This window comes from Alteromonas sp. ABH4_454 (assembly GCF_056311775.1).
The window spans coordinates 4,308,213-4,319,774 of the sequence record NZ_CM149972.1 but is presented as its reverse complement, the minus strand read 5'-3'; the positions used below and the strand labels follow the sequence as shown (position 1 = coordinate 4,319,774).

Below are 11,562 nucleotides of genomic sequence, written 5' to 3'. Positions count from 1 at the left end.
GAACCTCGGTGGTGCGCTTACAGAACAATGGTTGCACGCTATTAGTTATTAATTAACGCCGATGCCTGATGTAGGTAAAGGGTTTGTTCTGGAGACGATGCAAGAGTCTTGCCCGTATTGTTCGTTAGCTCAACTTTGTAAGTATGTGCTCCACGATGGATACCTGAAAGTTTAAATACGCCTGAACTATTGCTTGCAAATGGGGCGTTATCGAAAATTAAGCGATAGATGGGCGCTTTGGGTGCACCAGTTTGTGCCGCAGAAATAATTAACTCACCTAGATTATTTCTAATAGTTGCTTCTGGTGCAGGAGATTTGATAACTACGCGATAATTTGCTTTAGGGGCATCAGGCTTAAGCGGTGGTGGGGGGGCAACTTTGGCTGCTGTAACTACGTTTTGCGTTTTATCATCGAATGCCAGCGGCTCAGCATTTTTTTGCGGCTTATCGGTGAAAGTAATAGAGCCGTCTTTTCCTACCACCTTATAGATTGTTGTAGTCGATGGGGACGTCGTAGTCGATGCATCGGGAGCTCGTTCTGCCTCGTTCGTCAGTGGTTCTTGCTGCGCATTGTCTTGCTCTAAACCAAGCGTAGCGGCTTGCAAAGGTAACACTCCATTACTGCAACACAATAATAGGGAAGTTAAGCAGATATATCGCATCATGTTTTGCACGTGTTGTTACCTAATCATTGTATTTGAAAACTGCCAGCTTACTACTTTTATCATAAGAGGCCTGTGGCTAAATCTTTTAAGCGGTACTCAAATAAGGCAGCCCTTAGTTTACTGCCCAAGGTAAGCAAACGTATAAGCCACTTTTAGCGCAGACACAATGACATAGTAGTTAAATTGCAAACATAAAAAAAGCCCGCAGAGCGGGCTTTAGTATATATCGCTATACAGTGTGTTATTACACGCTGTAGTACATGTCGAACTCAACTGGGTGAGTTGTCATGTTAAGCTTAGTCACTTCTTCAGACTTAAGGTCGATGTAAGCATCAATCATGTCGTCAGTCATTACGCCACCGGCTTTAAGGAAGTCACGGTCGTTATCAAGTGCTTCAAGTGCCATTTCAAGCGAGCTTGCAACAGTTGGAATTTCAGCCGCTTCTTCTGCAGGTAGATCGTACAAGTCTTTATCCATAGCATCGCCAGGGTGGATTTTGTTTTTGATACCGTCAAGGCCAGCCATTAGCATTGCAGAGAATGCAAGGTAAGGGTTAGCTGTAGGGTCAGGGAAACGTACTTCAATACGACGCGCTTTATCGCTAGTTACGTGAGGAATACGAATTGATGCAGAACGGTTACGTGCAGAGTATGCAAGCATTACCGGCGCTTCGAAGCCAGGAACTAGACGCTTGTAAGAGTTAGTAGAAGCGTTAGCGAAGGCATTGATTGCACGCGCGTGCTTGATGATACCACCGATGTAGTAAAGCGCTTCTTCAGAAAGACCTGCATATTTATCACCTGCGAAGATGTTCACGCCGTCTTTAGAGATAGACTGGTGACAGTGCATACCAGAACCGTTATCGCCAACGAGTGGCTTAGGCATAAAGGTAGCAGTTTGGCCGTATGCGTGCGCAACGTTGTGTACCACATACTTGTAAACTTGAATTTCATCCGCTTTCTTAACTAGCGTGTTGAATTCACAAGCGATTTCGTTTTGACCCGCTGTCGCTACTTCGTGGTGGTGAGCTTCAATAACAAGGCCCATTTCTTCCATAACCATACACATAGCAGCACGAATGTCGTGAGCAGAATCTACCGGAGGTACTGGGAAGTAGCCGCCTTTAACGCCAGGGCGGTGAGCCATGTTGCCGCCTTCGAATTCTTCACCTGAGTTCCACTTTGCTTCTGAAGAGTCAATCTTGTAGAACGAGCCTGCCATATCTGTGTGGAAACGCACGTCGTCGAAAAGGAAGAACTCTGGCTCTGGGCCGAAGAAGCATGTGTCGCCGATACCTGTAGATTTCAAGTACTCTTCTGCGCGACGTGCAACAGAGCGTGGGTCACGCTCGTAACCTTCCATTGTTGAAGGCTCAACAATGTCACAACGGATGTTTACTTGTGTTTCTTCTGCGAAAGGGTCTACTACGCAGCTGTCTGCGTCTGGAAGAAGAACCATATCTGATTCGTTGATGCCTTTCCAACCAGCAATTGAAGAACCGTCGAACATTTTACCTTCTTCGAAGAATTCTTCATCAACAACACTTGCAGGAATTGATACGTGTTGTTCTTTACCTTTGGTGTCGGTAAAACGTAAATCTACAAACTTCGCTTCACTTTCTTTAATCAGTTCTAATGCCTTATCTACTGACATCGTGTCCTCCAGGTTTAATGTAAAAATGCGGAATGATCAGCTTCACTCCAACAGTGGCAAAAGTGAAAGCGATTATCATGCCATTTACAAGCATGCCGGTTTTTGTGGCATGGACAGGCATCTATCACTTCCATTTGAATTGCAATGCACCAGAAGGGTGCGTCAATGCTCCATGGTGGTGCTTAATTGTTACTTTTATGTCATCTAGCCTAGATCACTTTGTATCACACCACCACTGTATATGTTCAATTCGGTGCAAATAATATTGTCTATTTTTTAAACTAAAGAGTTAATTCTAATAAAAGTGACTTCTTATCAAAAAAAGGTGCGCAAACGTCGTGGTTTTTCTGTACAATCCGCGCAAATTTCTCTATCTGCATTTTTTTGCAACAAATCTAATGCAGACTTATTCGATTCCCGAATTAAGTTGGCATCGATTTACACAGGCTCTATATAAGCATGAATACCACTGATATTAGTAAATTGCGTAACATCGCAATCATCGCCCACGTTGACCACGGTAAAACCACCCTGGTAGACAAACTGTTACAGCAGTCTGGCACCCTTGAATCTCGAGGCGAGCAAGAAGAGCGCGTAATGGACTCGAACGACATCGAGAAAGAACGTGGCATTACCATCCTAGCTAAGAACACAGCGATTAACTGGAACGACTACCGTATCAACATCGTAGATACTCCAGGACACGCTGACTTCGGTGGTGAAGTAGAACGTGTAATGTCAATGGCTGACTCTGTACTTCTACTTGTAGATGCACAAGAAGGTCCAATGCCACAAACGCGTTTCGTTACGCAAAAGGCATTTGCTCAAGGTCTTAAGCCAATTGTTGTTATTAATAAAATCGACAAGCCTGGCGCACGCCCTGATTGGGTAATGGATCAAGTATTCGACCTTTTCGATAACTTAGGCGCAACTGATGAGCAGCTTGACTTCCAAGTTGTTTACGCTTCTGCACTAAATGGCTGGGCATCACACGATGCAGACGCGCCTCAAGAAGACATGACTGCGCTATTTGAAACTATCGTTGAGCAAGTTTCTGCGCCAGATGCTGACATCGACGGTCCTTTCCAAATGCAGATTTCTCAGCTTGATTACAACTCATACGTGGGTGTAATCGGTGTAGGTCGCGTTAAGCGCGGTTCAGTTAAGCCAAACCAACAAGTGACTGTTGTTACTGCTGATGGCGAAAAACGTAATGGTAAAGTTGGGTTAGTTTACGGCTATCTTGGTCTTGCACGTCATGAAGTTGAATCAGCGCATGCTGGCGACATCATTGCTATTACAGGTCTTGGCGAACTTAAGATCTCTGACACAATCTGTGACCAAAACACAGTTGAAGCGCTGCCTCCGCTTACGGTTGATGAGCCTACTGTAACTATGACTTTCCAGGTAAACACGTCTCCGTTTGCGGGTAAAGAAGGTAAGTATGTAACGTCACGTAATATCCTAGAGCGTCTTAACGACGAACTAGTACACAACGTTGCGCTTCGCGTTGAAGAAACTCAAGACCCTGATAAGTTCCGCGTATCAGGTCGTGGTGAACTTCACCTAGGTATTCTTATTGAAAACATGCGTCGTGAAGGTTACGAGCTTGCTGTATCTCGTCCAGAAGTAATTCTGAAAGAAGTTGATGGCGAAACACAAGAACCTTACGAAACACTAACGATTGACTGTGAAGAAGAGCACCAAGGCTCAATCATGGAACAGCTTGGTCTTCGTAAAGCTGAAATGACCGATATGTCTCCAGATGGCAAAGGTCGTGTACGTATCGACTTCATTATTCCAAGCCGTGGCCTAATTGGTTTCCAAACAGACTTTATGACAATGACGTCTGGCTCTGGTTTGCTTTACCACACGTTCGATCACTACGGTCCGTACAAGGGCGGTATTATCGGTAAGCGTAAAAACGGTGTACTTATCGCAAACGCAAACGGTAAAGCATTAACTAACGCCCTGTTTAACTTGCAAGAGCGTGGTCGCCTATTTATCGGTCACGGTGTTGAAGTGTACGAAGGTATGGTTATTGGTATTCACAGCCGTGACAATGACCTAACTGTAAACGCACTTAAAGGTAAGCAGCTTACAAACGTTCGTGCCTCTGGTACTGACGAAGCGCAAACCCTAGTTCCACCAATCAAGATGTCACTTGAGCAAGCGCTTGAGTTTATTGATGACGACGAACTAGTAGAAGTAACACCTGAATCTATCCGTATTCGTAAGAAGCTTCTTACAGAAAACGAACGTAAGCGTGCATCTCGCGCACCTAAGTCTTAATACTCTTTAAGACTTTAACAATCTTAAAAATGCCAGCTTATGCTGGCATTTTTTATTAAGCGTTTGAACTTTGTTAATCTAGTATTTGCCGCTAGCCTTCGCTAACTTTTGAAGGTTTAAAGTTTTCCTTTCGAACTCTCCAACTCAGTTACTTCACTGTAATGGTGAACATCGAAAAGCGTAAATATCGACCAAAGGTTAGTGGTCAAACATGCTTAGAGCTTCTATCCTTATTCAAGTACATGTTTACGCATTAACTCGTAAGCTAAGTCGTTGTAATATCGACGGCTAATGACCTAACAAGAGGGGAAGGATAGTGTTTTCTGTAGCCGTTGTTGAAGATGATCCTATTACGCTAGACCTTATTACTGATGCCTTAGAGACGCAGTTAGACGCTACTGTTTTTCCATTTACGCGTAGTAAATTTGCAAGAGATTTCTTGCTGCAACAAACTTCCGACACTATAAGCTTGATCATAAGCGACCAAGTAATGCCGGATTATGACGGGCTTAGCCTTTTAAAAACTTGTCAGTCGTCTGGTTTGGACGTCCCTTTTTTGCTTATTACTGCCGACCCTAACAAAGAGCTCGTTATTGAAGCACGTAAACTTCAAGTATCAGGCTTTTTAGCTAAACCCCTGAATATGGAAGAGCTGGTTCAAAAGTCGAAAGAAGCAGTCACACAAGCAAGTTAGCCTTAAAGCTTTTTTGACATGGTACGGTTTCACTGACGCGACCACTTAATAACGAACACACAATAACGAAAGTAAACAGGCTTTCACCGTAGCCGGGTATGAAATGGAAGAGTCCACCTTGCCATTGCTCATCTAGCGCCTAAACTTTACCTCTATAAAAGTACATTTCGATATAGCAAATCTGAGTTAATTCATCTTAAGCCCCTAGTTTATGAGGCGCTAAAATTCTACACTGGTGTCATAAGTTTTTGAGCAACAGGATGTAATGTGAGCGCCTTATTCGATAATACCCCTTCTAGAAAAGATACGTTTTCATTCAAATGGCAAAAGTACAAAGGAAAAGACATCATTCCTGCTTGGGTGGCTGATACCGAGTTTCGATGTGCTCAGCCAATCTTAGATGCCATCTCTGGTCAAGTTGAACATGGCAATATGGGGTATATACTGCCTGCCCATCACGCTGGTGCTATTCAGGCTGTAGTACGATGGCTTAAAGATAAGCATAATTGGGAAATCCAGCCCGAGTGGCTAGTGTGGACACCAGGAGTTGTACCTGCGTTCAACGTAGCGTGCAAAGCGTATTGTGACCCCGGCGATAAAGTGCTTATTCAAACGCCTAATTACCCGCCACTGCTGGCGGCGCCAAAGCTAAACGGCCTAGAGCGAGTAGATATAGGTACGGTTGTAGAAAGCGCGAACGGTGAACGTTTAGATAGTATCAGTGAAGTCAACGGAGCGCGCTATACACTGGACTTTGACGCGTTAGAAAAAGAAGCTGCGGATCCTAAGTGCAAGCTGTTTATTCTTTGTAACCCAATGAACCCTGTAGGTTCGGTACTTTCAAAAGCGGAGCTGGACCGCATTGCCGAAATCTGTAATGCGAACAATGTTAAGCTTTGCTCTGATGAAATACACTGTGACCTTATTTTAGAAGACGGGAAGCAGCATATCCCGGCAGGCCGCGAGGCTAATCTTGCTGAAAATAGCGTAACGCTTATGGCTGCCAGTAAAACATTCAATATTGCGGGGTTAGGTACGTCTTTTGCCATTATTCCTAATCGCCAACTGCGTCAGGCATTTACTAATGCCGCAGCAGGCATAGTGCCGTGGGTAACCGTATTAGGCTTAGCGGCAACAGAAGCTGCATTTACTCAGTGTGACGATTGGCATCAGCAGCAGCTTAGCTACTTACGTGAAAACAGAGACATGGTGTTTAACACCATCAACAGTATTGACGGGCTTAAAATGCTAAAAGCCGATGCGACGTTTCTTGCGTGGGTAGACGCCAGCGGGCTTGGCGTAGAAAACGTACAGGAATGGGCGGAAGAGAAGGGCGTTGGCCCATCTCCGGGTATTGATTTCCACAAAGCGGATCATTTCAGAATCAATTTTGGCTGCAGCAAATCCATGCTTCAAGACATACTCCAACGCCTCGCCAGCTAAAAAAACTGTGGGGTCAGAGTCAGGACTCTGACCCCACACCTCAAAGATGTTAGCTGAAAACACCGATCAGTTTATATAGGCCTAAACCAATCACTGTGCCTACTACCACAAAGCCTGCGAGATTACTTTTCCACGTGTTTCTAAACTCACCCAGCGCTGTGCTTTTATTCATAACGACCAGCAAAAATATTGCGATAATAGGTAGCAGTAAGGCATTTGTTGCCTGGGCAAACAAAATAGCGGGTAGAGGCTTAAAGCCAAGTGCTGCAACACTTACCCCAACTACAATGATAATGAACCAAACAGCTTTAAAGCTTTTACTTTGCATATCATCAGATAGTCCTAGCGCGCCAGTTACGGCATAAGCGGCGGCTAAAGGCGCGGTAATGGCGCTGGTTAAACCGGCCGCGAACAAACCTAATGCAAAGAACCACTGTGCTTTGTCACCTAAAACCGGTTTTAGCTGCTCGCCCATGTTAGACGCGTCCATAGTGGCTGCTTGGTTGAAGAACGCCATCATAGCTGTGGCCATAACAATTAGCGTAATAAGTCCACCCATGCTAATTGCTCTAGCCGACTGGTTTCGACAGGCTATTACGGCGTCATTTTTATCCTGTCCTTTTGATGATTTGGCAACTAGGCTGGCGTGAAGGAATAAGTTGTATGGCACAATGGTTGTACCTATAAGGGCTAGCACAGTGGTAATAGCATCTGCGTCTAGTCGCGGTGAAGTAAACTGGCTAAACATAGCAGCAATATCAGGCTTGGCTACGAGCAACGTCACTAAAAATACACCCGCCATGATAAAGACAAGGTAAACCAATACTGTCTCTATCCACTTGTAGCTGCCTGACCATAGCAACACAATTGCGATAGTGCCCAATATGCTGGCCCACTGACCAATGCCTAAATTGATAAACGCGTCTAGACCGATTGCAGCGCCGGTTAGGTTGCCCGATTCATAGGCTGCGTTACCGATGCCAATAGCGCTAACGATGAGTACAATGAAGGCGTTTTTAAGCCATGGCTTATACGCCATGTTTTTCATTGCGCTTGCCAAGCCTTGACCACTTGCAACACCAAGACGTGCCGCCATGTCTTGCAATACTATGGTTGCAAAAATGGAAAAAAGTAGCGCCCATACCAAGTGAAAACCAAAGTTTGCACCCGCCAAGCTTGCTGTGGTTACTGTTCCAGGGCCAATGAAGGCGGCCGCGATGATATATCCTGATTTATCTTTTGCCATTGCAACGACTCTTAGTTAAGTTTTGCTATCATGACAATAGGTGGGCGAGCACGCAACAGTACCGCTAAACCAATACAGTAACAGATTGGTTTTAAACCTATTGTCGCGTACCCAGTGCAAAGGACTTATTTTTTCTGCGTGCCTAACCCCAACTATGTGGGAGAAGTATAAGGTCAGAAAACACGCCCTCTGCAAAGTGGCCGCGCAGACTACCGTTTCGAGAAAGAGAACGCAAATTAAAAAAGGAAGGTAATGATGAAAGACGGGTTTCCAGTACACATCATCAGCGATATTGTTTCGCATCCCAATTTCAAAAATGTACTTCCGAATGCTTATCAGGTTGATGGGATGATCTTTGCGGTTGCCGCCGCACCAGAAATCCCCATGCCCGAACAATGGATGCCTTGGCTCATTCAATCTAGTGATAGCAAGCTAGTAGATAAAGATGTCGATAAGCTTGCAGATACCCTGATGAACGGCTTGCGCTCCCATTTAGATTTAATGCGCCAGAGTAAATCACCTTTATCTATTGAACTCACCGAAGCGATAGAAGTGAAAGGAGTGATGAGGCCTTCAAATGAGCTAGAAAGCTGGCTGAACGGGCTTTTACAAGTACATAAGCAGTTAGAGCCAGTGTGGCAAAATGCTTGGAACCATCTTGATAAGCGCTCTGCACAGAATACAAGTGACGACAAGAATAAACTAGAAGAGGATAAACTAGCTGAACCTGCGGAGGCGAGGTTGTCCCGTTGTTTAAAACTTTTTTCAACGCTTGCCAATATAGAATTAGCTTTGTCCTACAGAAACGAAACGCAAGTTGCACAGCTTGAAAGTAATATACACATGCTTGTTAAGCAGTTGCCATCGGTACTCGCAGATTACACAAAGTTATCCGGAGAGCTGGCGCAAGCACTACCCAATCAATTCGAAACCTTTAACAAAGTTACTTAAGGCTTAATATAATCGGTCTCACCGTAGCTGGTTAACGCTGCCGTTGCTGTTGGTGACGTTGATTTAACGTGTGTTTTAGCGAAGCCGTGTAGCTATCTAGCTCAAGTTTCGCCTTCTCGTATTGCTCATTTAACAGTATAGAGGCTGGCTCTCTCATTAGCGCCTTAAACGCAATATCCGTCTGTTGTAGTAGGTGTTTGAGGTGTTGATTACTGTCATCCATGGTAAACATTCCGATAAAAACAATTCAATAAACCCGATATATCGTGACTCTCGGGCGGCTATGTGTGATGTCTACAACACTCTCTACATAAAGATTCAAAAACTTTTTTGCATCACACTGTAGTACGAATTCCTTGAGTACTGACTTCCTTACTGTCTATGGATGTCTGCGTGTAGTTAAGCCCTAGAAGGGTTTAACTACAGCTAGACATACAACTGCGAGAATAATTAACACTGGGGCTTCATTCAAAAAGCGATAGAAGCGGGGAGTGTGCCTATTTTCATCTCGTGCGAACTGCTTCATCAACTTAAACAAATAGAAGTGGTAAGCGTAAATAGCAAATAGCAGCAGCAATTTTATGTGAAGCCATCCTGACATTTTAAACCAGGTGCCACCATAGCTGACAATAAGCGCAACGCCGAATGCCAGAGTTAATAAGGCGAATGGAGTAACGAAGAGCCACAATCGGCGCTCCATAACTTTAAATTCATCTTTAACTATTTGAGACTTAGTCGTGGCGTGATAAACAAAAAGTCGTGGTAAATAGAAAAGCCCTGCCATCCACGCCAGCATGAAAAAGATGTGCAGTGCCTTAAACCATAAAATGTACATATTAGTAGTGTGCCTTTTGTAAGAAGCTTTGCAAAATATTCCAGGTTACTACGCCAATGATATCGTTAAGCTCCTGATCGTAAATATAAACTGCGCCAGAGCGCGAATTTTTAAGATGTTCGTATACTTCGTGCAGCGTAGACTGCGCGCTGATGCCTTCCATTTCATAATAGTTTAACGCGGAGGCATCGTGTTCCAAACTTACATTGTATTGGACCAGTTTATACTGCACATCTATTTCAAATTTTGATTTCTGAATGACAATTTTTGTCGGATCGCCTTCTAAATAGTTAATTAGCGCTTGTTCTGGAGCATCGTGAAAAAGCTTATAATCTGTATTCATTGCTGCCAGTACACCGGTCTTTTCAAGAGCCTCTCGGATAGATGAAATGGCGTATGGTAGATTCTGATAGTCAAGCTGACGTATAAAAATAGAGCGGTTGCCGAAAAACTGCGTTGAAGTTACGTAAGCAGGTACTATCACCAGCATGGCTGGCAGAATGATTTGAGGGCTATAAGAAAGCTCCATAACCGCAGATAGTGCAGCGAGAGGCGCGTGTAATACCGCCGTCAACATACCCGCAATACCAAGCAATGCGAAGCTGTTAGTGAACTCAGGCACGTTGATAAAGTAGGATAGCGGCAATAAAAGCACGGCACCAGCGAGCATACCGATAACCATCACCGGGCCTATGATCCCTCCAGGAATACCAAGGCCGATAGCAAATACCGCTAAGATAACCTTAAACACAAGGGTAGATACCAACAATAGCGCGCCAGGTGAACTATCGAATAAGTGCTCTACATCGATAAAATTCGCCCCAAGTGCCTCAGGTATGAACATACCTATAGTACCGGTAATTAGCGCTGCAAGTATTAAACGCCACACCATAGAAACCGGTCGGAACCAGGTCATAACACGCATAAGTTGGCTATTAAAAAGCACAGCCAACATACCCAGTAAAATGCCTAACAGTACTAAATAGAAATACATCCACTGGCTAAAGGCATTGAAAGATAAGAACGAAAGTTCGTTGACCTCTCCAAATACAATACGGGTAAGCACAGAGCCACAGGCTGCGGCCAGCATGATAGGTACAAATATATGGATTTTGTATTCTCGCAGCACCACTTCCATTACAAAGATAACGGCAGCGAAAGGGGTATTAAACGATGCAGAAATGCCCGCAGCAATGCCACAGCCTGCAAGAATTCTAATACTGTTATAGGGCAGACGAAGCCATTGCCCAAGAAAACTACTGCCCGATGCTCCCATATGAACAGAAGGACCTTCTCTTCCTACGACGAAGCCTCCAGCAAGCGCTAGCATACCGCCAAAGAACTGATTGATGGTCGTTCGAAACGGAATATGACCGTAATAGTATTTTACCCGGTGAATAACGAAAGGAATACCCAAGCGGTAGTGTTTGAAGCCAGTGAGAAAAGCAATGAATAGTATTAAGCCAACACTAATAAGCGGCATGATAAGCCACACTAACCAGTCGTAAGCAAGAACTGACTTAAGCGACGATACCCCTGTTTCTTGAAGCCATTCAACGCATAGTCGAAACAGTATGATAATAAGCGCCGCGCAGGTTCCCCCTACAATGCCCAGCATGCACAACTGAATAGTAGTGCGTGGATGAGCTAACTCCTCTCTTAAAGCCTGCAAGCGCATGTTGTGGTACAGTAGATTAACGTAGCTAGCAGCTTACCATAAACACTTAAAATTCATAATATTTAGAACGCGTTAGCGTTTTTGTGGTTTTTTACTGAAGAAAT

10 protein-coding genes are annotated in these 11,562 nt (G+C 44.3%); 4 read left to right on the top strand and 6 right to left on the bottom strand.

Translation table 11 applies throughout. The annotated features are described in order from the left end of the window. Positions 1–41 precede the first annotated feature (41 nt). Together ACYX4W_RS18855 and glnA are read right to left on the bottom strand one after the other, a co-directional pair. Positions 42–614 carry a DUF4124 domain-containing protein gene (locus tag ACYX4W_RS18855; RefSeq protein WP_476074205.1) on the bottom strand — a complete coding sequence of 191 codons (573 nt, stop codon included), beginning with the start codon at positions 612–614 and terminating at the stop codon, positions 42–44. Between the two features lie 295 nt (positions 615–909). Beyond that, entirely contained in the window at positions 910–2,319 is a 1,410-nt protein-coding gene (gene glnA, locus ACYX4W_RS18850; protein ID WP_020746516.1) for a glutamate--ammonia ligase, read from the bottom strand. A 459-nt stretch (positions 2,320–2,778) separates the two neighbouring features. On the opposite strand from glnA, the gene typA reads away from it, so the two are divergent. The 3 genes from typA (at position 2,779) to ACYX4W_RS18835 (ending at position 6,748) form a co-directional block, all read left to right on the top strand. After that, a complete protein-coding gene (typA, locus tag ACYX4W_RS18845; RefSeq protein WP_476074204.1) occupies positions 2,779–4,611 on the top strand; it encodes a translational GTPase TypA in 1,833 nt (610 codons plus the stop codon). Positions 4,612–4,927: 316 nt separating this feature from the next. After that, positions 4,928–5,305, top strand: coding sequence for a response regulator (locus ACYX4W_RS18840; protein ID WP_474805186.1), 378 nt, complete (start codon positions 4,928–4,930; stop codon positions 5,303–5,305). A 267-nt stretch (positions 5,306–5,572) separates the two neighbouring features. Then, positions 5,573–6,748, top strand: a complete 1,176-nt coding sequence (locus ACYX4W_RS18835; protein ID WP_476074203.1) for a MalY/PatB family protein — start codon at positions 5,573–5,575, stop codon at positions 6,746–6,748. A gap of 49 nt (positions 6,749–6,797) precedes the next feature. Here the strand turns inward: ACYX4W_RS18835 and ACYX4W_RS18830 are convergent, their stop codons facing one another. Beyond that, complete coding sequence (locus ACYX4W_RS18830; protein ID WP_476074202.1) at positions 6,798–7,994, bottom strand: Nramp family divalent metal transporter; 1,197 nt, start codon at positions 7,992–7,994, stop codon at positions 6,798–6,800. Between the two features lie 252 nt (positions 7,995–8,246). On the opposite strand from ACYX4W_RS18830, the gene ACYX4W_RS18825 reads away from it, so the two are divergent. Further along, positions 8,247–8,945 carry a UPF0149 family protein gene (locus tag ACYX4W_RS18825; protein WP_476074201.1) on the top strand — a complete coding sequence of 233 codons (699 nt, stop codon included), beginning with the start codon at positions 8,247–8,249 and terminating at the stop codon, positions 8,943–8,945. Positions 8,946–8,976: 31 nt separating this feature from the next. Here the strand turns inward: ACYX4W_RS18825 and ACYX4W_RS18820 are convergent, their stop codons facing one another. The 3 genes from ACYX4W_RS18820 to ACYX4W_RS18810 all read right to left on the bottom strand — a co-directional run bounded on the left by ACYX4W_RS18820 (position 8,977) and on the right by ACYX4W_RS18810 (position 11,458). Beyond that, positions 8,977–9,168: a hypothetical protein gene (locus ACYX4W_RS18820; RefSeq protein ID WP_474805194.1), complete on the bottom strand. Its 192-nt coding sequence runs from the start codon at positions 9,166–9,168 to the stop codon at positions 8,977–8,979. A 183-nt stretch (positions 9,169–9,351) separates the two neighbouring features. Beyond that, positions 9,352–9,780, bottom strand: coding sequence for a CopD family protein (locus ACYX4W_RS18815; protein ID WP_476074200.1), 429 nt, complete (start codon positions 9,778–9,780; stop codon positions 9,352–9,354). A 1-nt stretch (position 9,781) separates the two neighbouring features. Beyond that, positions 9,782–11,458: a chloride channel protein gene (locus ACYX4W_RS18810; protein WP_476074199.1), complete on the bottom strand. Its 1,677-nt coding sequence runs from the start codon at positions 11,456–11,458 to the stop codon at positions 9,782–9,784. Between the last annotated feature and the right edge of the window lie 104 nt (positions 11,459–11,562).